The sequence below is a fragment of the Anaeromyxobacter dehalogenans 2CP-C genome, assembly GCF_000013385.1.
GTDB lineage: Bacteria > Myxococcota > Myxococcia > Myxococcales > Anaeromyxobacteraceae > Anaeromyxobacter > Anaeromyxobacter dehalogenans_B.
The window spans coordinates 259,699-281,203 of record NC_007760.1; the positions used below are offsets into that span (position 1 = coordinate 259,699).

The following is a 21,505-nucleotide window of genomic DNA, read 5'->3' on the forward strand; positions in this document are numbered from 1 at the left end:
CCGCGGCGGGGGAGGGCGGACCGGTTGGGTCGCTGTATAGACAGATCTGTCTACCGCGTCCAGCCTGGATCCGTGCGACTGGCCCGCCTGGGCGGGTGAAACCGCGCGACAGATGGGTATACTGCGCGCGCCCCCGGCCCGGAGCGAGCCATGTCCCCGCGCGAGAAGCTGGTCGAGACCGCCGCAGCGCTGTTCTACCGGTACGGCTGCCACGCCGTGGGGATCGACACGGTCCTCGCCGAGGCAGGCGTGGCCAAGATGACCCTCTACCGGCACTTCCGCTCGAAGGACGAGCTGGTGCTCGCAGCGCTGCGCCGGATGGACGAGCGGTTCCGCAACGCGTTCATGGCCGCGGTGGAGCGGGCGTCGGACACGCCGGCGGGCCGGCTCGACGCGCTCTTCGACGTGGTGCGCGACTGGGTTCGCGGGAAGGACTTCTACGGCTGCCCGTTCATCAACGTCACGGCCGAGTTCGCCGCGCACGACGACCCGGTCCACGTCGCGGCGGCCGAGCACAAGCGGCTCGCGCTCGAGTACATCGAGCGGCTCGCCGCCGAGGCGGGCGCCGCCGACGCGCGCGGGCTGGCCCGGGCGCTGAAGGTGCTCCTGGAGGGCTGCACGGTGCTCGCGCAGGTCACCGGCCAACCCGGGTTCGTGGACGACGCGCAGCAGGCCGCCCGACTCGTGCTCCGGGAGGGGCTCCGGGGCGCCGTGCCCGCGCGCGCGCCGCGCCGGCTGCGCCGCGCGCGGGCGTGAGCCCCTCCCCGCTCGCTCGTTCGTTTCCCGACCCAGAGTCGTTGATCGCGGGGGGTGCGAGATCGTCCAGGTCGCGGACCTTCTCGCGGAAGCTCGCGATCTCACGGGTCCGGCGGACGGCCCCGGGTCCGCCGATCGAACGGCCGCCGGCGTTCCAAATTACTCTGGGTCGGGATCAGAGGACGAGGTGGCGCAGGGCGGCGCGGGCGGCGTGCCAGCCGCACATGCCGTGGACGCCGCCGCCGGGTGGGGTGGACGCGGAGCAGAGGTAGAGCCCGGGCACGGGGGTGGACCACGGGTGGGCGGACAGCACGGGCCGGGCGACGAGCTGGGCGAGCGACGCCTCCCCGGCGCCCACGTCGCCGCCGACCAGGTTCGCGTCGTCCTGCTCCAGCGCCGCGGGGCCGCGCACGGCGCGGGCCAGCACGAGCTCGCGGAACCCGGGCGCGAAGCGCTCCACCTGCGCCTCCACCGCGGCGGTGAGGTCGCCCTCGAACCCGCGCGGCGCGTGGCAGTACGCCCACGCCACGTGGCGCCCGGGCGGCGCGCGCGACGGGTCGAAGCGCGTGGGCTGCGCGAGGAGCACGTACGGCCGCGCCGGCACCTCGCCCCGCTCCACCGCCGCCTCCGAGGCGGCGATCTCCTCCAGCTCGCCGCCGAGGTGCACCGTCCCGGCGCCGGCGCACTCCGGCGCCCGCCACGGGATGGGGCCGGCGAGCGCCCAGTCGAGCTTGAACGCGCCGGGGCCGTAGCGGAACGCGGCGAGGCGCCGGGCGTAGCGCGCCGGGAGCCGGGCGCCGGCGACGCGCAGCACCTGCCTCGGCGTGAGGTCGAGCAGCACCGCGCGCGCCGGCGGGAGCTCCTCGAGCCGGCGCACCTCGGCCGAGGTCACGAGCTCGCCCCCGTGCGCCCGGAGCTCCGCCGCGAGCGCGGCCGCGATCGCGCCGGCGCCGCCCTCCGGGAACGGCCAGCCCACGCCGTGCCCGGCCGCGCCGAGCACCAGCGCGAACGCGGCGCTGGCGGCGGCCTCGAGCGGCCGGTTCGCGTGCGCGGCGAGGCCGGCGAGGAGCGCCCGCGCGCGCGGTCCGCGGAAGCGGGCCCGGGCGAGGCGCGCGGCCGGGAGCAGCGCGGGCACGCCGAAGCGCGCGAGGAGCAGCGGCCGCCGCGGGCGGTGCAGCACCGGCCCGAGCACCTCCTCGAGGAGCGCCGGGAGCTCCCGCGCGAGCGGCGCGAACAGGGCCCGCCAGGCGCGGGCGTCCGCGCCGAGCGTCGCGTCGGTGGCCTCGAACCCGGGGCCGAGCAGCGCGGCGGTGCCGTCGTCGAACGGGTGCGCGACGGCGGCGGGCGCCGAGATCCAGCGCAGCCCGTGCGCCGCGAGCGGCAGGGTGCGGAGGAACGGTGAGGCGACGGCGAGCGGGTGGACGGCCGAGCAGTGGTCGTGCAGGAAGCCGGGGAGGGTGAGCGGCAACGTCCGCGCGCCGCCCCCGGCGGTCGCCGCGGCCTCGCGCACGAGCACCCGCAGGCCGGCGCGCGCCAGCGCCACCGCGGCCGAGAGGCCGTTCGGCCCCGAGCCGACCACCACCGCGTCCGGCGTGCGCACCGCCCCCTCCTAGCGGCCCCGCCCCGCCGGCGCAGCGCACCCGGCGCCGCACCGGACGGCGGCGCGGCGCCGCACGCCGGGTCCCCCGCCGGGAGCGGCCCGTTTCGACTACACTCCGGCGCCCGAGATCCTTTTCCCGCCTCGCGCGTTCCCCCGGCGAGGCCCAGGCGACGCGCGTGCCGGACGAGAGCGACGAACGGCTGATGCTCCGGTTCCGGGACGGCGACGCCCGGGCGTTCGAGGCCCTCGTGCGCCGCCACCGGACGCCGATCTTCTCCTTCCTGCTGCGCCTGACCCGCGACCGCGGCCGGGCCGAGGACCTGTGCCAGGAGGCGTTCCTGCGCGTGGTGAAGGCCTCCGGCGCCTGGGAGCCGCGCGCGCGCTTCCGCACCTGGCTGTACGCGATGGCCCGCAACCTGGCGGTGGACGAGTCGCGGCGCATGGCGTTCCGCCGCGCCAGCTCGCTCGAGGCCGACCCCGCCGCCTCGGCCCTCGCCGCGGACGGTCCGGCGCCGGACCGCGCGGCCGACGCGGCGCTCGTCCGTCCGCTCCTCGAGGCGGCGCTCGCCGCGCTGCCGGACGAGCAGCGCGAGGTGTTCCTGCTGCGCGAGCACGCCGGGCTCCGGTTCCCGGAGATCGCCGAGGTCACCGGCGCGCCGGAGCCGACCGTGAAGAGCCGGATGCGCTACGCGCTCGAGGCGCTGCGCGAGCGGCTCGCCGCGATGGGCGTGGAGCCGGACTCGCCCGCGGGCGCCCCCGCCTCGACCCGGAGCGCGGCACCATGAGCGACGAACGCTTCCACGAGCGCCTCGGGGCGCGGCTGCACGACGCGATCCTGGAGCACGCCTACGGCGAGCTTCCGGGCGGCGAGGCGCGCGCGCTGGAGCGGCACCTGGAGGCGTGCGAGACCTGCCGCGCCGAGCTCGCGCGCATCCGCGGGACCCGCGCGCTCATGTCGGGCCTGGAGGACGCGCCGGCGCCCGAGCGCGGCGAGGCGGTGCTCCTCGCGGCGGCGCGCGAGGCCGCCGGGGCGCGGGCGAGGCGCCGGCGACTGCCGACGTGGACGTGGACCTGGGGCGCCGCGCTCTCCGCGGCGGCGCTCCTCGCGGTGGGGGCGGTCTCGTACCGGCTGCTCGCGCTCCACCCCGGCCCCGCGCTCCGCGACGACCCCGAGGCCCTGCTCGGCCGCGCCCCGGCTCCCGCCGCGCAGGCCGGGCCCGAGGCCGCCGCGCCGGACGTCCCGGCCACCGCCTCGTCGCCCGCCGGCGGGCCGGACGAGGTCCGCGCCGAGCGGGCCCGCCCCGCCGCCCCGCCCGCGCCGGAGCGCCGGCGCGAGGCTCCGCGCCCGGGCGCCGCCGCGAAGTCCGCGCCGTCCGCCGCCCCTGCCGCCGCGCCGGAGGCGGACGTGGCCGCCGCGCCGCGGACCTCCATCGCGCCCGCGCCCGCCGCGCCGCGCGCCTTCGTCGCACCCGCCGCCCCGGCGCCCGCGCCGGCCCCGCGCGCGCTCCGTGCCGACGCCGGCGACGCCGGGCCGCCCGCCGCCGGCCCGGCGCCGGCCGCGACGCTCGAGGCCGCGCCCGAGGACGGCGACGCAGCCTCGGGCGCCCGCCGGGCGGCGCCCGCCGTCCGCGCGCAGTCCCGCGACGCCGCCGCGAGCCCCGCGCCGGCCGGCCCGGACGCGCAGGCGCGGTGGCGCGCGCTCCGGCAGGCGGGCGCGCTGCGCGGCGAGGTGGTGGCGTTCACCGACTGTGACGGCGAGGCCTGGCGCAAGGTGGAGACCGACGCGCAGGGCCGCGTGGTGCGGTACGCCCGCCACGGCCGGCTCGCGGGTCGCGCCTTCGAGGCCGAGCTCTACTACGGCGAGGACGGCGCGCTGGCGCTGGCGCGCTACCGCGAGGCGGGCGGCCCCTGGCGCGAGGTCCGGCCGCCCGCGCCCGCCGGCGCGATCCCCGCGGCCGCGCTCCAGCCCGCCCGCGCCGCGGACGCGCGCGCCGACGCGCCGCCGCGCTGCGGACCCTGAGTCCTCGACCCGGGACCGGCGCCCGCGCCCGCACCTCGCCCTGCGCGCCCCGGCCTCGCCCTTCGCGTGGACCCCGCCCCGGCGCCGCGCCGCGCCACCGCGCCGGACGGCGGCCGCCGCGGGGAGGGGCTACACTGCTCGCATGGCGCGCATCCTCTACGGCGTGGCGGGGGAGGGGATGGGGCACGCGGTCCGCTCGCGGGTGGTCATCGACCACCTCGCCCGCACGCACGACGTGCAGGTGGTGGTGTCCGGCCGCGCGCACGACTACCTGAAGGCCCGCGAGCGGGATCACCTGGGCGTGAACCGGATCTGGGGCCTCTCCATCGTCTACGAGGACAACGAGGTCCGGAACTTCCGCACCGTGCTGAAGAACGTGGGCGGCGCGGTGGCGGGCGGCTGGCCACGGAACGTGAAGGCCTACTTCGACCTCACCGAGTCCTTCCGGCCGGAGGTGGTCGTCTCCGACTTCGAGACCTGGAGCTACCTGTACGCGCGCACGCACGGCCTGCCCTGCGTCTCGGTGGACAACAACCAGGCGGTGAACCGCTGCGATCACCCGCCGGAGATCCTGGCCGGGCACGAGGCCGAGTACCTGGTGGCGAAGGGCGTGGTGAAGGCGAAGCTCCCCGGCTGCTTCCACTACCTCATCGCCACGTTCTTCCAGGCGCCGGTGGCGAAGCCGCGCACCAGCCTCCACCCGCCGGTGCTGCGCCCGGAGATCCTCTCGGCGCGCGCCGAGCCCGGCGCGCACCTGCTCGTCTACCAGACCTCGACCTCCAACGAGGCGCTCCCCGACGTCCTGCGCGGCGCCGGCGTGGAGTGCCGCGTGTACGGCCTGCGCCGCGACCTCACCGCGGACGCGCGCGAGGGCAACCTCGTCCACCGCCCGTTCTCAGAGGCCCGCTTCGTGGAGGACCTGCGCACCGCGCGCGCGGTGATCTCGGGCGGCTCCTTCACGCTGATGACCGAGGCGGTGTATCTCCACAAGCCCATGCTGGCCATCCCGGTGAAGCGGCAGTTCGAGCAGGTGCTGAACGCGCGGTACCTCCAGGCGCTCGGCTACGGCGCCACCGCCGACGACCTCGACGCGCGGGTGCTCGGGGACTTCCTGGCGCGGCTGCCCGACCTCGAGCGCGGCCTCTCGCGCTACCGCCAGGACGGGAACCGCGAGCTGCTCGCGAAGCTCGACGACGTGCTGGCGCGCGCGCTCGACGGCGGCGAGCCGGCGGAGCCGCGGGCGTGAAGATCCGGGTGGTGGCGGTGGGCCGGGATCGCTCGGGCCTGTACGCGCCGGCCGTGGACGAGTACGCGAAGCGGCTCGGCCGCTACCTGCGCTTCGAGCTGGTGGAGGTGCCGGAGGCGCGCAAGCTCGCCGGCACCCCGGGGGCGAAGGGCGAGGAGGGCGCGGCGCTCCTCGCGAAGCTCGGGCCGCGCGAGCGGGTGGTGGTGCTCGACGAGCGCGGCGACGAGCTCACCAGCGTGGCGTTCGCCGAGCGCGTGCGCCGCTGGATGGAGCGCGGCCAGGACGTGGCGCTCCTCATCGGCGGGTCGGACGGGCTCGCGCCGGAGGTGCTGGCGCGGGCCGAAGAGCGCCTCGCGGTGTCGCGCTTCACGCTGGCGCACCGGCTGGCGCGGCTCGTGCTCGTCGAGCAGCTCTACCGCGCCATGACCATCCTCCGCGGCGAGCCCTACCACAAGTGAATCCGCGGCGCTGCGCCGCGTCCGCCGGTCCGGGACCCATGGGTCACGGGGGGTGGGCTTGCGCGCCGCCCCTCCGCGCTGCGAAAACCAGCCGACCACCTCGGGAGCCCACATGACGCGCCTCCGCACGCCCGCCGCGCTCGCAACGTTCCTCGCCGTCCTCGCCTGCGGCGGCGGCGGTGGCGACTCGCAGCCGCTGCCCACCACCTTCACGCTGTCCGGCCACATCGCGGCCACCGCGGGGCAGGACGTGGACGGCGACGTCGCCGATCCGGGCGCGCCGCGCACGCCGAACGACTCGGCCGCACAGGCGCAGCAGCTCGCGCCGGTGACCACGCTGGGCGGGTACGCCAGCGCGGGCACGGATTCCCAGGACTGGTACAAGGCCACGCTGGAGGCGGGCCAGACGGTGGTGCTGGACGTGGCCGACGCCGCGGCCTCGCTCGAGCTCTGCCTGCTCGCCTCCGACGGCGTGAGCGTCGTGAGCTGCGCGATCGGCGGCGCGAACCAGGTCATCCCCGTCGCGGCGGCCGGCCAGCACTACGTGCGGGTCACCGCCGCCGCGGGCAGCTCCAACTACGCGCTCACCCTGGGCGTGAACGGCGCCGGGGCGGGCGCCGGCTCGGCCCCGCACCTGGCGCTGCCGTTCGTCCCCGGCGAGCTGGTGGTCCGCTTCCGCGACGACGCGCTCGAGGTGGCCGCGGCCGGCGACCTCCCGCGGCGCGCCGCCGCGCTCGGGCTCACCGCGCTGGCGGGCGCCCGCGGCCGCGCCGCGCTGCTCTCCATGTCCGGCCCCGAGGGCCGCGCCCGGGCGCTCGCCGCGCTCGGCGTCGAGCCGCTCGCGCCCGGCGCGCTGGGCGCCGGCGCCGACCCGGTGATGGCCGAGAAGTGGGACACGCTCCGCGCCATCGCCGCGCTGCGCCGCCGGGCGGACGTGGAGAGCGCCGATCCCAACTTCCTGTTCCAGCCGGCGCTGGTCCCGACCGACACGTACTACAAGTACCAGTGGCACTACCCGCTCATCTCGCTGCCGCAGGCCTGGGACCTCGAGACCGGCGATCCCGGCGTGGTGGTGGCGGTGGTGGACACCGGCGTGTTCCTCGCCCACCCCGATCTCTCCGGCCAGCTCGTCACCGGCTACGACTTCATCCGCGATCCCGCCATGGCGAACGACGGCAACGGGATCGACCCGAACCCCGACGACCCGGGCGACGCGGCCACCCTCGGGGGCAGCTCCTGGCACGGCACGCACGTGGCCGGTACGGTCGCCGCCGCCCTGAACGACAGCGGCGTGGTGGGCGTCGCGCCCGGCGCCCGGGTGATGCCGCTCCGCGCCCTCGGCGTCGGCGGCGGGACCTCCTACGACATCATGCAGGCGGTGCGCTACGCGGCCGGCCTCGCGAACGACTCCGGGACGGTCCCGGCCACCCGCGCCGCGGTGATCAACCTGAGCCTCGGGTGCCAGGGCTGCTTCTCCTCCACCGAGCAGGCGGTCTACACGTCCGCGCGCAACGCGGGCGTCATCGTGGTCGCCGCCGCGGGCAACGAGGCGTCGTCGGCGCCCGGCTACCCGGCCGCGTACGCCGGCGTGCTGTCGGTGAGCGCGGTGGACATGAAGGGCGCGAAGGCGCCGTACTCGAACACCGGCAGCACCGTGGATCTCGCCGCGCCGGGCGGCAACACCGCGGTGGACCTCGACGGCAACGGCTACGCCGACGGCGTGCTCTCCACGCTGGTGAAGGACACCACCGGCACCCGCGAGCCCATCTACGCCTTCTACCAGGGCACCTCCATGGCCGCGCCGCACGTGGCGGGCGTGATGGCACTCATGAAGTCGGCCTGCCCCGGCCTCACGCCGGACGGCGTGGACGCGCGCCTCCAGGCCGGGCTGCTCACCCGCGACCTGGGGACGCCCGGTCGCGACGACACCTTCGGCTGGGGGCTGGTGGACGCGCTGAAGGCGGTCCAGTCCTGCGGCGCCGCGCTGCCGCCCTCGCTCTCCGTCACCCCGGGGCGACTCGACTTCGCGTCCGCCGACACGGTCCTCCAGCTGCAGGCGGCGAGGGTCGGCGAGGGCGCGCTCACGGTCACCTCGGTCTCGGACGACGCCGCCTGGCTCACGGTCGCCGCGCCCGGCGTGGACGCGAGCGGCCTCGGCGCGTACACCGCCACGGTGGATCGGACCGGCCTCGCCGACGGCCGCTACACCGCCCGGATCACCTTCACGCCGTCGGTGGGCGCGCCGGTGATCATCCCGGTGACGCTGCAGGTGGGCGCCGCCGCGGCGGCCGGGGACGCCGGCTTCCTGTACGCGCTGCTCGTCCGCGACGGCGTGAACGGCCCGGAGCTCGTGAAGCAGTGGGCCGGCGCCGCCTCGGGCGGCAGCTACGCGTTCCGCTTCGACGGCGTGTCGGCCGGCACGTACTACCTCGTGGCCGGGAGCGACATGAACGACGACGGCTACATCTGCGACGCGGGCGAGGCCTGCGGCGCCTGGCCGACGCTGGGGGTCCTGACGCCGCTCGGCGCGAGCGGGCCGCGCTCCGACCTCGACTTCAGCGTCGCGTTCGACCCGGCCGTCGCGCCGGTCGGCGCGGCCGCGGGGACGCCGGGGCGCGCGCCGGGCTTCGCGCGGCAGCCGGCGTCGAAGGGCGTGGCGGGGCTGCGCTAGCGGCAGCCGGACGCGTTCCCCGGGCCGGGCGGCGTTGCCTCCGGCGCCGCCCGGGCCGATGTTCCTTGAGGCGAAGCGGCCGGATGCCTAACATCTCTGGTCTCACCCAGCCGGAGAGGTGCCCGTGCCGAAGACGAAGCCCGTCCTCCTCGTCGTCCTCGACGGCTGGGGGATCCGCGCAGCGCGCGAGGCGAACGCGATCGCGATCGCCGGAACCCCGAACATGGACGCGCTCCAGCGCGAGTTCCCGCACGCCGCCCTGGAGACGAGCGGCCTGTCGGTCGGCCTGCCCGAGGGGCAGATGGGCAACTCCGAGGTCGGCCACACCAACCTCGGCGCCGGCCGGATCGTCTACCAGGACCTGGTCCGCATCAACCGCGCCGTCGAGGACGGCAGCTTCTACAAGAACGACGCGCTGCTGCTCGCCTGCCGCCGGGCGCGCGAGGCCGGCGGCGCGCTGCACCTGCTCGGCCTGGTCTCCGACGGCGGCGTCCACAGCCACGTCGAGCACCTGCACGCCTGCCTCGAGCTGGCCCGCCGGGAGGGCGTGGCGCGCACGTACGTCCACGCGTTCATGGACGGCCGCGACACGCCGCCCAAGTCCGGCCTCGACTACCTCGCCGCGGTGGAGCGGCGGATCGCCGCCGCGGGCTACGGCAAGGTGGCGACCGTGACCGGTCGCTACTGGGCCATGGACCGCGACAAGCGTTGGGACCGGGTGGCGCAGGCGTACGCGGCCATGGTCTCGGGCGAGGGCTTCAAGGCCGCGTCCGGCGCCGCCGCGATGGAGGCCGCCTACGCGCGCGGCGAGACCGACGAGTTCGTGAAGCCGACGGTGGTCGTGAACGGCGACGGGAAGCCGGTCGGCTCCATCCGCGACGGCGACGCGATCCTGTTCTTCAACTTCCGCGCCGACCGCGCCCGCGAGATCACCCGCGCGTTCACGCAGGACGGCTTCCACGACTTCGAGCGCAAGGCGGTGCCCCGGCTCTCGGCGTACGTGTGCATGACCCAGTACGACGAGACGTTCACGCTGCCGGTCGCGTACGCGCCCCAGGACCTCACCGAGATCTTCCCGGAGATCGTGGCGCGCGCCGGGCTGCGGCAGCTGCGCACCGCCGAGACCGAGAAGTACGCGCACGTGACGTTCTTCTTCAACGGCGGGCGCGAGACCGTCTTCCAGAACGAGGATCGCATCCTCGTGCCGAGCCCGCGCGACGTGAAGACGTACGACGAGAAGCCGGAGATGAGCGCGCGCGAGGTCACCGACAAGCTGGTCCAGGCGCTCGGCACCGGCCAGTACGGCTTCGCGCTCGTCAACTACGCGAACCCGGACATGGTCGGCCACACCGGCCTGCTCGACGCCGCGGTGAAGGCGGTGCGGGTGGTGGACGAGTGCGTGGGCCGGCTCTGGCAGGCGGCCCGCAAGCAGGGCATGGCCATGCTCGTCACCGCCGACCACGGCAACTGCGAGATGATGACCGACCCGGTGACCGGCCAGCCGCACACCGCGCACACGCTCAACCCGGTGCCGTTCATCCTGGCCGACCCGGACTTCCGCGGCGCGAAGCTCCGCGAGAAGGGCGTGCTCGCCGACGTGGCGCCCACCGCGCTCCAGGTGATGGGGCTGCCGCAGCCGAAGGAGATGAAGGGCCTCGGCCTCGTGATCCGCTAGCGCTCCGCGCCGTCCGGCCCGGCCGGGCGGCGCCGGCGCGCGCCCGCCGTCTTCACCCGGAGAGAACCTCGGATGCTCCGCGCCGCCGTCCGCGCCCTGCTCGACCTCGTCTACCCGCCCCGCTGCGCCGCCTGCGGCGAGCCAGTGGCCGAGGAGCCGTTCTGCGAGGTGTGCGCCGGCGCGCTCGAGCCGGTCCCGCCGGGCTGCGCACGCTGCGGCGCGCCGGGCGCGGGGCCGGCCTGCGGCGCGTGCCTGGCCGCCCCGCCCGCCTTCGACGCGGTCCGCGCCGGCGGGCTGTTCGGCGGCCCGCTCGCCGACGCGGTCCACGCGCTGAAGTACGGCGGCCGGCCCGACCTCGCGCGGCCGCTCGGCGCCTGGCTCGCGGCGCGCGTCCCGCTCCCGCCCGGCGCCGCGGTGGTGTCGGTCCCGCTCGGCCGGGCCCGCCGCGTCGATCGCGGCTACGACCAGGCGGCGCTGCTCGCCGACGCGCTCGCCCGCGCCGCGGGTGCCCGGGGCCGGCGGCTGCGCGGGGCGCTCCGCCGCGCCCGCGAGACGTCGCCGCAGGTCGGCCTGGGCCGGGCCGAGCGCGCCCGCAACGTGGCGGGCGCGTTCCTGGCCGGCCCGGCGGTGGCCGGCCGCGACCTCGTGCTGGTGGACGACGTCGTCACCACCGGCGCGACCGCCGACGCGGCGGCGCGCGCGCTCCGGGCGGCGGGCGCCCGCTCGGTGACGGTGGTCGCGCTGGCCCGGGCGGAGTGAGGCGACCCCGGCCCGGGAAGCTGCGGACCGGCGGGGGAACCGGGGTTACACTCGCTCCTCGCATGCTCGCACGCCCCGCCGCCCTGCTCGCGCTCTGCCTCGCCTCGACGGGGTCCGCCCGCGCGCCGTCCCCGCTCCCGCCGCCCACCGGCCTCGACCCGGACGCGGAGCGGGCCGCCGCGGCCGTGGCGGCGCTCGACCGCGAGCGGCGCGGCCCCCGCGGCCTCGCCGCGCTCGCCGAGCTGGACGCGCTCGCCGACGACCTGCCCGAGCTCGCCCACGTCGCCGCCGCCTACGCGCGCGCCGCCGACGATCGCGAGGCGCACCCGGAGGTCCGCGCGCTGGCGCGCTTCCGGCTCGCCGAGGTGGAGCGCGCCCGGGGCAACCTGCAGAAGGAGGCGGCCAGCCTGCGCCGGCTGGGGTTCGTCGAGCGCTGGCGGGTGATCGGGCCGTTCGACGACGAGGGGAAGCGCGGCCTCGCCGAGGCGTTCCCGCCCGAGAAGGCCATCGACCTCGCCGCCCGCCACCCGGGAAAGGCGCGCGAGGTGGCCTGGCGCGCGCTGCCGGAGGACGCGGTGGTGGACGGCTTCGTGCACCTGGGCGCGGCGCTCCGCCCGGCGCGCGAGGTGGTGGCGTACGCGCTCGCCGAGGTCGAGGCGCCCCGCGAGCTCGAGGCCCGGCTCTGGCTCGGCGCGAGCGGCGCGGCGCGGGTGTGGGTGAACGGCGCGGCCGTGCTCACCGACGCGGACTACCACCCGGCCCGGCTCGATCAGCGCGGCGTGGTGGTGACGCTCCGGCGCGGCGCGAACCGGATCCTGGTGAAGCTCTGCCACCAGGACGGCCGCATGGGGTTCTACCTCCGGCTCGCCGACGCGCGCGGCGAGGGGCTGGAGCTCGCAGCGGCCGATCCGCGGGGCGCCGCGCTGCGGGAGGTCCCCGCCCCCGGGCCCGCGGCGCCGATCGCGCCCGCGGTGGGCGCGCTCGAACAGCGCGCGAAGGCGGCCCGCGGCGCGCGCGCCGAGGCGGAGGCCCGGCTCGAGCTGGCGCGGGTGCTGGCGGCGCGGCAGGGCGGCGACGTGCAGGAGCGGCGGGCGGCGGCCGAGGCGCGGCGCGCCGCGCTGCTCGCGCCCGGCTGGGCGGACGCGCAGCTCGAGGCGGCGGCGCTCGACGAGGACCACGGGCGCCGGCGGCAGCGCATCGAGGCCGCGCTCGCGGCGGCGCCGGAGGACCCGAGGGCGCTGCGGGCGCTCGGACAGGAGGAGCTGGACCAGGGCCGGCCGCAGGCGGCGGCCCGGCTGCTGGAGCGGGCGGTGCGGGCCGCGCCGGGCTGGGCGGCGCCGCGGGTGGAGCTCGCCGACGCGCTCTCCCGCGCCGGCCTGGAGGCGCGCGGCGCGCTGCTCGCGGAGGCGACCGCGGCGGCGTTCGCCACCGTGCCCTCCGCGGTGCGGGCCGCGGCGCGGTCCGCGCGGCGCCTCGGGCGCACCGAGGAGGCGGCGGCGCGCAGCCGCACGCTGGTGGCGCTCCGGTTCGACGACGCGCAGACGCGCGCCGCGCTGGCGCAGATCCTGGCCGACCGCGGCGACGTGGCCGGCGCGCAGGCGCTGCTCGAGGAGGCGCTGCGGCTCGACCCCTCCGACGTGTACCAGCGGCTGCGGCTCGCCGACCTGCTCGCGGCGAGCGGCCGCGGCGAGGAGGCGGAGCGCGCCTACGCCGCGGCGCTCGCGCTCGCGCCGGACGAGCCGGACGCCTGGGAGCGGCGCGGCCGCGCGCGGCTCTCGCAGGGCCGGGTGAAGGACGCGCAGGCCGACCTGCAGCGCGCGCTCGAGCTCCGGCCGCAGAGCCCGGAGCTGAAGCTGCTGGTGCGCAGCCTCGAGCCGGCGCGCGAGCCGTTCGAGCGGCCGTACCTGCTCGACGCGCGCGAGCTGGCCGCGGCCGCCCCCGCGGCGGAGCCGGACGAGGACGCCCTGGTGCTGGGCGAGCTGAAGGTCACCCGCGTGCTGCCCTCGGGGCTCTCCTCCACGTACACGCAGTCGGTGGTGAAGGTGCTGACGCCCCGCGGCGCCGACCAGGCGCGCCGGCAGACCGTGTCCTGGGCGCCGGACCGGCAGGAGGTGCGCGTGGAGCGCGCGCGCATCCTGAAGCCGGACGGGACGGTGATCGAGGCGCACGACGAGTCCGAGCGGAGCGCGAGCGAGCCCTGGTACCGGCTCTACTACGACCTCACCGCCCGCACGCTGTCGTTCCCGGCGCTCGCGCCCGGCGACGTGCTGGAGGTGGCCTGGCGGCTCGAGGACGTCGCCGGGGAGAACCTGCTCTCCGACTACTTCGGCGACCTCACGTTCGTGGACGACACCACCCGCAAGGCGCGCTTCGACTACGTGCTGCTCGTCCCGGCGGCGCGCGCCATCCACGCGAACGCGCCGGCCGGGATCGCGCACGCGCAGCGCGCGCTCCCGGGAGACGTGGTGGAGCACCGCTGGTCCGCGCGCGACCTGCCCCGCGTCGTGCCCGAGCCGGGCATGCCGGGCTGGAGCGAGGTGTCGCGCCACGTGCACGTCTCCACGTACGCGAGCTGGGACCAGGTGGCCCGCTTCTACTGGGGGCTGGTGAAGGACGCGGTGCGCCCCACCCCCGAGGTGCGCGCCGAGGCGGAGCGGATCGCGGCCGAGGTGCTGCGCGCCCGGCGCGGCGACGGCACGCGCGTGGCGCGGGCGCAGGCCGCGGCGAGCACGCTGCCGCCGCCCGGCGGCTGGGACCTCGAGACGCAGCGCGCGCTCACCCGCGCCGTCTACGACTTCGTGGTCTCGCAGACCCGCTACGTGGGGCTGGAGTTCGGCATCCACGGCTACAAGCCGTACCGGGTGGACCAGGTGCTGCAGCGCCGCTTCGGCGACTGCAAGGACAAGGCGAGCCTGCTGCGCGCCATGCTGGAGTCGATCGGGATCGACGCGCGCCTGGTGCTGCTGCGCATGCGGCGGCTGGGCCGGCTCCCCGAGGCGCCGGCCTCCCTCGCCGTGTTCAACCACGCCATCGTGTACGTGCCCGCGCTCGACCTGTGGCTGGACGGCACCGCCGCCTACTCCGGCTCGGGCGACCTGCCCGGCGAGGACCGTGGCGCCACGGTGCTGGTGGTGAATCCGGACGGCAAGCCGCGCTTCGCCACCGTGCCGGAGGCGCTCCCCGAGCAGAACCGCGGCGAGACCCGCTTCGACGTGGCGATCGCCGCGGACGGTGCGGCCTCGGTCCGCGGCGCCTGGCGCGTGAGCGGCGCGGAGGCGCCGACCTACCGCCGCGCCTACCTGGTGGAGGAGCAGCGGCGCGCCCAGCTGGAGCAGACCTTCAACCGCAGCTTCCCCGGCGTGCGCGTCGCCTCGGTGACGGCCTCCGATCTCACCCGCCTCGAGGACGACGTCACCATGCAGTTCGCGCTGGAGATCCCCCGCTTCGCCCGGCCCGACGGCGCGGGCCTGCGCTTCTCCCCGTTCGGCGCCACGCGCGGCTGGGGCGAGAGCTGGGCCGCGCTCTCCTCGCGCTGGCACGACCTCGACCTGGGCAGCCCCACCGAGACGGTGTTCACCTACCGGTACACGCTGCCGGCCGGCTGGCGGATCGCCGAGCTGCCCGACGGCGACGCCGCCAGGACCCCCTACGCCAGCTTCGACGTGCGCTACCGCCGCGACGGCGCGGCGCTGGTCGCCGAGGCCCGCGTGCGGCTGGAGAAGGGGCGCATCCCGGCCCGCGACTACCCCGCGTTCCGCGAGCTGACCGGGCGCATCGACCGCGCCTTCGCGCGCAAGGTGCGCATCGTCCCCGCCCAGGAGGCCGCCCGATGAGCCGCGCCGCGCGCCGAGGGCCGCCGCGGATCCCGGGGGTCGCCGCCGCGCTGGCGGCGCTCGCGCTCGCCTGCGCCGCCCCGCGCGCCGAGCAGGCCGAGCCCGGGCGCGCCACGCGCGAGGGCCTGGCCGCGCTGGAGCAGAACGACGTCGCCCGCGCCGAGGCGCGGCTCGGCCCGGCCTCGCGGGTCCGGGACCCCTGGGCGCGGTTCGGCGCGTCGCTGCTCGCGCGGCGCGCGCTCGACGGCGAGGCGGAGGCGCAGCGGCTGCTCGCGACCGTGGAGGCCGGGCCGGACGAGCCCATCGCCCTGGTCGCGCTGCGGCGGCTCTCCGAGCTGGCCGAGCGGGGGCCGGCGCTGGCGGCCCAGGTGGACGCGGGCGTCCTGCGGCTCGGGGCGGGCGGCCGGCTGCACGGGCTCGCCGCCTACCGGGCGCGGGTGGCGCGGGTGACCGCGGCCGAGGTGCTCGGCGATCACGACGCCGCCGCCCAGGCCCGCCGCGAGAACGGCGCGGTCTCGGCCTGGTCCATCGCGGGGCCGTTCGCGGCGCACCACGCGCTCGACTTCGGCGCGCCCATCCCGCCCGATCGCGGCGAGCTGCCCGCGTCGGTGCCGGGCCGCGCCGGCGGGCCCGCGGTCCCGACCCGCGCGCTCCCCGCGCCCGACGGCACCGTCGCGCTCGACGGCGAGCCGGCGGCCGGCGACCTGTTCGCGCTCGCCACCGACGTGGACCTGGCCCGCGGCGGCCGCTACCTCGTGACGCTCGGGACGCAGCTCTCGGCCCGCCTGGTCGTGGACGGCGCGCTGGTGCACGAGCGGCGCGCGTTCGCGGCCTGGCTCCCGGGGCTGGTGCACCTGCCGGTGGAGCTCGCGCGCGGCCGGCACCGGGTGGTGCTGGAGGTGACCCGCGGCGCGCCGAGCACCGGGATCCACCTCGCCTTCGCGCGCGCCGACGGGGCCGCCTCCGACGCCCGCTTCGCGGCGCCGCCGCCGGGCCCGCCGCCCGCGCCGCCGGTGGCGCGGCCCCGCGCCGAGCCGGCGCTGACCCCGCGGGCGCTGGCGCTCGCGCTCGAGCCGGACGTCGGGGCGGCCACCGCGCGCCTGCTGGCGGCGCGCGACGCCCTGGTGAACGACCGCGAGGCGGCCAAGGTGCTCCTCGCCGAGGCGCTGGCCCTGCGGCCCGAGGCGGCGGCGCTCCGCGCGGCGCGCGCGGACGCGACCGCCGACGACCCCACGCTCGACGAGCAGGTGGCGCGGGCGCGCGCCGAGGCCGACCTGCGGGAGGCGCTGCGCCTCGACCCGGGCGACGCCGAGGCGCGCGCGGAGCTGGCGGCGCTCCTGCGCGGCGCCGAGCGCCACGACGACGCCGAGGCGGTGCTGGCCGGCCTCGCCCCGGAGCCGGCCGCGCGGCCCGCCGGGATCGCCGCCCGGGCGCGCGCGGCGCAGGCCCGCGGGCTGCTGGAGCGCGCCGAGGGGCTGGCCGCGGAGGCGCTCCGCTCGGCGGGGAGCTGCGACGCGGCCGATCTCGCGTACGAGCTGGCGGTCCGGCGCGGCGCCGCCGCCCGCGAGGACGAGGCCATGGCGGTGCTCTCGCGCTGCCGCGGCGGCCGCGAGCGCCTGGCGGCCCACCTGCGCCGCCGGGGCGACCCGGTGGCGGAGCGCGCCGCGCTCGACCCGGTGGTGCGCGCCCGGCCCTGGGCGGTCGAGCCGGGCCTGACCCGCGCCGACGCGCTCGTCGCCGCCGGCGAGACCCGCCGCGCGACCGCGGCGCTGGAGGCCATCGCCGCGATCTGGCCGCGCGACGCGCGCGTGCAGCGGCGGCTCGCCGACGCGCGCGAGCTGTCCGGGGACGCGCCCGGCGCCCGCGCCGCGCGCGAGCGGGCGCTGGCGCTCGACCCGGCCGACCTGCAGCTCCGGCGCGCGCTCGCCCTGGAGGACGGGACCGAGGTGCTCGCCGACGTGGCGGCGGACCCGCGCGCGGCCATCCGCGCCTACGAGGCCGCCGGCCGGCGCAACGGCGCGTCCACCGTGATGGTGCTCGACGCCGCCTACGTGGACGTCCACCCGGGCGGCGCCGCCACCGAGCGCACGCAGCAGATCGTCCACGTGCTCGACCAGCAGGGCGTGGAGCAGTTCGGCGAGGTCACCGTGCCCGCCGGCGCGGACGTGCTCGCGCTCCGCACCGTCAAGCCCGACGGGACCACGCTGGAGCCGGAGCGGGCGGGGAGCGCCAAGGGCTCGGTCTCGCTCGCCGGCCTCGCGCCCGGCGACTACGTGGAGCTCGACTACGTCCGCGCGGTGCAGTCGCCGCCCGGGCTGGAGGGCTACGCCGCCGATCCCTTCTACTTCCAGGTGCCCGGCAGCCGGCTGTTCCGGTCGCTCTACGTGGTGCGCGCGCCGGCGGGCCTCGGCCTCGAGGCCGACGCGCACGGCATGCCGGCGCCCGCGCCGGTGCGGGACGGCGGGCGCGAGGTGCTCCGGGCCGAGCGGCGCGACGTGCCCGCGATCGTCCCGGAGCCGGACGCGCCCGGCGGCGCCGAGTACCTGCCGTTCCTGTCGGTGGGGACCGGGGGCGGGCGCGCGGCGCTGCAGCGCGCCGTCGCCGACGCGCTGCCGGAGCGCACCCGCGCCACCGCCGAGCTCCGCGCGTTCGCGCGCGAGATCGCGGCCGGCGGCGGCGGGCCGGCCCAGCTGGCGCGCGCCGCCTACGCCCGCGTGGCGCAGGCGGTGCTCGGCTCGGGCGGCGGCATGGGCGAGGACGCGAGCGTGGCGCTGTCGCGCGGCCGGGGCAGCCGGCTGGCGGTGCTGAAGGCGGTGCTCGCCGAGCTCGGCATCGAGTCGCGCGTCGCGCTGGTGCGGCCGTACAGCGCCGACCCGGCGCCCTACCGGTTCCCGGCGCTCGGCCTCTACGCCGCGCCGCTGCTCCGCGTGCGCGCGGGCGGCGCGACGTTCTGGCTCGATCCCACCGCCCGCCACGCGCCGTTCGGCGCGTTCCCGGCGGTGCTGGCCGGGTGCGAGGCGCTCGTCCTTCCCGAGGCGGGCGAGGCGCCGGAGGTGGACCGGACGCCGGAGAGCCCGCTCGTGGAGGAGGGCCGGGAGACCACCGCGCGCCTCGTGCTCGCGGCCGACGGCTCCGCCGAGGCGAGCGGAACCGATCGCTACCTCGGGTACGGGGGCGCGGAGCTGAAGGCCGCGCTCGAGCGCCTCGACGCCTCGCAGCGCCGCCAGGCGGTGGAGGGGATGCTGGGGCGGGTGCTGCGCGGCGTGACCGTGACCGACGTCGCGTTCGCGGGCGAGGACGATCCCGCGGCGCCGCTCGAGATCCGCTGGAAGGCGCGGGTGCCGGAGCTGGCCCGGGCGGTGGAGGGCGGGCTGGTCCTGGACCAGCCGCTCTTCCCGGCGCGGCTCGGCGCGCGCCTGGTGCGCGTCGCCTCCCGCCAGACGCCGCTCCTGCTGGCCACGCCCGAGCGGCAGGTGCAGCGGATCGAGGTGGTGCCGCCGCGCGGCCTCGGCGTGACCGCCGACGCGCCCCGCACCGCGTCGTCGCCGTCGGGCAGCTTCACGCGCACGGAGCGGGTGGACGGGGGAACGCTCGTCCGCGACGAGCGCCTGGAGCTGCGCCGCGGACGCATCGCGCCGGAGCACCATGCCGAGCTGGCCGCGTTCGCGGCCGCGGTGGACCAGGCGCAGGAGCGGCCGCTGCTCCTCGCGCGCTGACCCGCGCCCGTGAATACCCGGGGTCGGGATCCACCCTGGGGCGGCGACCGCGCGGGCTGCGTGATCTCGCGCGGATCCGCGGCGCGCCTGCGGCACGCGCGCTGCAATGTCAGCGGGCGTGCCTCATCGGGTCCATCTCCCGAGGAACGCCCGGCGACAGCTCCCCCCGCTCGTCGCCGGAACCGTCCACCTCGCGAGCCCGCGTTCCGCGCCCGCCACCGCGCCGTCGCCCCCCCGACGTGCAGCGAGCCGCGGCGGAGCGTGACCTGGGCCTGAGCACGACCGGAGGGCGCCCGCTTTCCCCGGGCGGGCGCCCTCCGGGCATCTTCCCTGGCCTGGCCTCGACCGGCGGTCCCGCCGCGAGCCCCGCTCAGCTGGTCGGGGCCGCGGCCGGCAGCGCGTCCACGAAGCGGACCTCGGCGAACCCGAGGCCGAGCAGCAGCCCGCGGATGGCCCGCTCCGCCGAGGATCGCGCGCGGGCGCGGAGCGCCGCGTCCGCCTGCACCTCGCGCTCGAACGCGGCCCGGGCCAGCTCGAGGAGGCGTGCGGTCTCGGCGGAGTCGAGGTTCGAGCCGATCACCTCGGTCTCCCCCGGCCGCAGCGCGATGCGGACCTCGAGCGGCGGCAGCGCGATCTCCACGGTGCGCCCGCTCACCCGCACGCGCGAGGCGTCGAGCCGGGCGAGGTCGAGCCCGAGGTGCGCGTCGGCGAACACGATGGCCTTGCCGTGCGGCGTGCGGAACACGTGGCGCAGCCAGCCGGCCACGTCGCCCCACAGCGAGCCCGCCTCGACCGGCTCCGGCGAGAACGCGACCTTCTTGTAGAGCGTCACGTCGAGCGCCTCGAGCCGCGCCACCTCGCGGATGCGGGTGGCCACGGCGGGCGGGTCGGGCAGGGCGGGGGCGCGGCCGAGCCGGAGCGCTAGGCCGAGGCCGGCGCCGGCCGCGAGGCCGAGGACGAGGAGTGCGAGGAGCCGGCGCATCCCGCGATGCTACCGCGGCGGCCGCGCCGGCCGTGCGCGGCCGCGCTTCGCCGGCCTCGTCCGGGGACGCCGGGTGTGGGCGGCGGTGCGCTTCGTGCGGCGCGCGCCCACGCTGGCCCGGGTGCGCTTCGAGGCCGCGGGACGCTTCGTCTTCGCGGCCTTCGCCGTTCCCTTCGCTGCCTTCCCCGGCTTCGCGCGCTTCGCGCGGCGGGCCGGCCGGGCCTTCGCGCCGGCCCCGCGCGGCGCGCGCGCCTTCGCGGCCCGCGCGGCCTGCGCGCGGATCGCCGCGTCGAGCGCGAGCCGCGCCCACGGCAGCATCGCCTCGGCGTCCTCGTGCGCGTCGTCGGGCGGCCGGTAGTAGCTGGTCTCGTACATGCCGGGGTAGATCCACATCCGGCAGCCCGCCTCGAGGAACCACGGGCGCGTCTCGCCGTCCGTCTTGAGGAACAGCTCGTCGCCGTCGAGCAGCCCGAACATCACGCCGTCGCAGTACAGGCCGACGCCGCCGAACATCCGGCGCGCCTGGACGGGCCCGAGCGCGGCGAGCAGGTCCACGGCGTGTTCCACGAACGAAGGTGAGATGGGCATGTCGGCGCGCCTCCCGGTGCCGCCGAGCGTACCTCACTCGAAGAGCCGCTCCGAGATCGCGCTGTGCAGGTCGAGGCCGCGGCGGGTGAGCACCAGCGCGCCATCCCGCCGCACCGCCAGCCGGTGCCGCACCAGGTCGGCGGCCTCCCGGGCCTGCGCGGGGCCGAGCGCGGCGAGCGGGGCGCCCTCGCGGGTCCGCAGCGCCAGCATGAGCCGCTCGTTGCGGTCGGCGCGGGCGTCGATCCGGTCCTCCTCGGCGGTGGGCAGCCGTCCCGCCTCCACCGCGGCGAGCCAGGCGCCCGCGTCGCGCAGGTTCCCGTAGCGCACCGAGCCCGCCTCCCCGCGCCGGCAGCCGTACGCGCCGGCGCCGAGCCCGAGGTAGCTCTCGTGCCGCCAGTAGAGGCCGTTGTGGACCGACTCGCGGCCGGGCCGGGCGAAGTTGGAGATCTCGTAGCGGCGCAGCCCGAGCCGCCGGAGCGCCGCGCGCAGCGCCGCCGCCTGCGCCAGCGTGTCCTCGTCGGAGGGGAGCGGCAGCCGGCCCTCGCGCCGCATGCGCGCGAGCGGCACCTCCTCGGCCATGACGTCGGGCTCGAGCGTGAGCGCGTACGCGGACACGTGCGCCGCGCCGGCCTCCACCGCCCGCTCGGCGTCGCGCCGCGCGGTCTCCACGCTGGACCGCCGCGCGCCGTAGATGAGGTCCACGCTGACGTTGCCGATCGCGGCGGATGCCTCGCGGATCGCCCGCTCGGCGCGCTCCGGCCCGTGGCGGCGCCCCAGCTTCGCGAGCACGCCGGGGTCGAACGACTGCACCCCCACCGAGATCCGGTTCACGCCGGCGGCCCGCCACGCCTCGAGCCGCGCCGGATCGCTCGACTCTGGGTTCACCTCGAGCGTGACCTCGGCCTCGGCGGCGAGGCCGAACCGGCCGCGGATGGCGTCGAGCACGTCGCGGATCTCCTCCGCGTCCCAGAGCGAGGGCGTGCCGCCGCCCAGGTAGACGCTGCGGAGCGCGAGGCCCTCGAACGCGGCCGCGCGCAGCCCGAGCTCGGCCCGCACCGCGCGCGCGTACCGGCCGGCGCCGGGCGGGCGCTCGGTGGTGACCGCGAAGTCGCAGTAGGGGCAGCGGTGCGTGCAGTACGGATAGTGCACGTACACGCCGAACGGGCGCGCCATCCCGGGGAGGATAGCGCGGCGGGGCCGG

General features: G+C 78.3%; 14 protein-coding genes. 10 read left to right on the top strand and 4 right to left on the bottom strand.

Going from position 1 to position 21,505, the window contains the following annotated elements:
• Positions 1 to 150 precede the first annotated feature (150 nt).
• Positions 151 to 756: a TetR/AcrR family transcriptional regulator gene (locus ADEH_RS01185; RefSeq protein WP_011419288.1), complete on the top strand. Its 606-nt coding sequence runs from the start codon at positions 151 to 153 to the stop codon at positions 754 to 756.
• Between the two features lie 175 nt (positions 757 to 931).
• Here ADEH_RS01185 and ADEH_RS01190 read toward each other — a convergent pair whose 3' ends face one another.
• Positions 932 to 2,356, bottom strand: a complete 1,425-nt coding sequence (locus ADEH_RS01190) for a phytoene desaturase family protein (protein ID WP_011419289.1) — start codon at positions 2,354 to 2,356, stop codon at positions 932 to 934.
• A gap of 176 nt (positions 2,357 to 2,532) precedes the next feature.
• On the opposite strand from ADEH_RS01190, the gene ADEH_RS01195 reads away from it, so the two are divergent.
• The 9 genes from ADEH_RS01195 to ADEH_RS01235 all read left to right on the top strand — a co-directional run bounded on the left by ADEH_RS01195 (position 2,533) and on the right by ADEH_RS01235 (position 18,734).
• Positions 2,533 to 3,141 carry an RNA polymerase sigma factor gene (locus ADEH_RS01195; protein WP_011419290.1) on the top strand — a complete coding sequence of 203 codons (609 nt, stop codon included), beginning with the start codon at positions 2,533 to 2,535 and terminating at the stop codon, positions 3,139 to 3,141.
• On the top strand, positions 3,138 to 4,376 hold the full coding sequence (locus ADEH_RS01200; RefSeq protein ID WP_011419291.1) for an anti-sigma factor family protein: 1,239 nt from the start codon (positions 3,138 to 3,140) through the stop codon (positions 4,374 to 4,376). Before ADEH_RS01195 ends, ADEH_RS01200 begins: the two co-directional genes overlap by 4 nt.
• A gap of 142 nt (positions 4,377 to 4,518) precedes the next feature.
• Positions 4,519 to 5,622, top strand: coding sequence for a glycosyltransferase family protein (locus ADEH_RS01205; RefSeq protein ID WP_011419292.1), 1,104 nt, complete (start codon positions 4,519 to 4,521; stop codon positions 5,620 to 5,622).
• On the top strand, positions 5,619 to 6,080 hold the full coding sequence (rlmH, locus tag ADEH_RS01210; protein ID WP_011419293.1) for a 23S rRNA (pseudouridine(1915)-N(3))-methyltransferase RlmH: 462 nt from the start codon (positions 5,619 to 5,621) through the stop codon (positions 6,078 to 6,080). The genes ADEH_RS01205 and rlmH overlap by 4 nt, the downstream gene beginning before the upstream one ends.
• Positions 6,081 to 6,192: 112 nt before the next feature.
• Positions 6,193 to 8,751, top strand: coding sequence for a S8 family serine peptidase (locus ADEH_RS01215; RefSeq protein WP_011419294.1), 2,559 nt, complete (start codon positions 6,193 to 6,195; stop codon positions 8,749 to 8,751).
• A 124-nt stretch (positions 8,752 to 8,875) separates the two neighbouring features.
• Positions 8,876 to 10,426 carry a 2,3-bisphosphoglycerate-independent phosphoglycerate mutase gene (gpmI, locus tag ADEH_RS01220; RefSeq protein WP_011419295.1) on the top strand — a complete coding sequence of 517 codons (1,551 nt, stop codon included), beginning with the start codon at positions 8,876 to 8,878 and terminating at the stop codon, positions 10,424 to 10,426.
• A gap of 72 nt (positions 10,427 to 10,498) precedes the next feature.
• Complete coding sequence (locus tag ADEH_RS01225; protein ID WP_011419296.1) at positions 10,499 to 11,185, top strand: ComF family protein; 687 nt, start codon at positions 10,499 to 10,501, stop codon at positions 11,183 to 11,185.
• 62 nt (positions 11,186 to 11,247) lie between these two features.
• Positions 11,248 to 15,018, top strand: a complete 3,771-nt coding sequence (locus ADEH_RS01230; protein WP_011419297.1) for a DUF3857 domain-containing protein — start codon at positions 11,248 to 11,250, stop codon at positions 15,016 to 15,018.
• Positions 15,015 to 18,734 carry a DUF3857 domain-containing protein gene (locus ADEH_RS01235; RefSeq protein WP_011419298.1) on the top strand — a complete coding sequence of 1,240 codons (3,720 nt, stop codon included), beginning with the start codon at positions 15,015 to 15,017 and terminating at the stop codon, positions 18,732 to 18,734. The genes ADEH_RS01230 and ADEH_RS01235 overlap by 4 nt, the downstream gene beginning before the upstream one ends.
• A gap of 370 nt (positions 18,735 to 19,104) precedes the next feature.
• On the opposite strand, the gene ADEH_RS01240 is transcribed toward ADEH_RS01235, so the two are convergent.
• Genes ADEH_RS01240 through hemW form a run of 3 tightly spaced genes read right to left on the bottom strand, consistent with a single transcriptional unit; the run spans position 19,105 to position 21,477 of the window.
• Positions 19,105 to 19,716: a DUF4230 domain-containing protein gene (locus tag ADEH_RS01240; RefSeq protein WP_011419299.1), complete on the bottom strand. Its 612-nt coding sequence runs from the start codon at positions 19,714 to 19,716 to the stop codon at positions 19,105 to 19,107.
• A gap of 9 nt (positions 19,717 to 19,725) precedes the next feature.
• Positions 19,726 to 20,304 (bottom strand): TfoX/Sxy family protein, encoded by a 579-nt coding sequence (locus ADEH_RS23390; RefSeq protein WP_011419300.1) that lies wholly within the window; start codon positions 20,302 to 20,304, stop codon positions 19,726 to 19,728.
• A 33-nt stretch (positions 20,305 to 20,337) separates the two neighbouring features.
• Complete coding sequence (gene hemW / locus ADEH_RS01250; RefSeq protein ID WP_011419301.1) at positions 20,338 to 21,477, bottom strand: radical SAM family heme chaperone HemW; 1,140 nt, start codon at positions 21,475 to 21,477, stop codon at positions 20,338 to 20,340.
• Between the last annotated feature and the right edge of the window lie 28 nt (positions 21,478 to 21,505).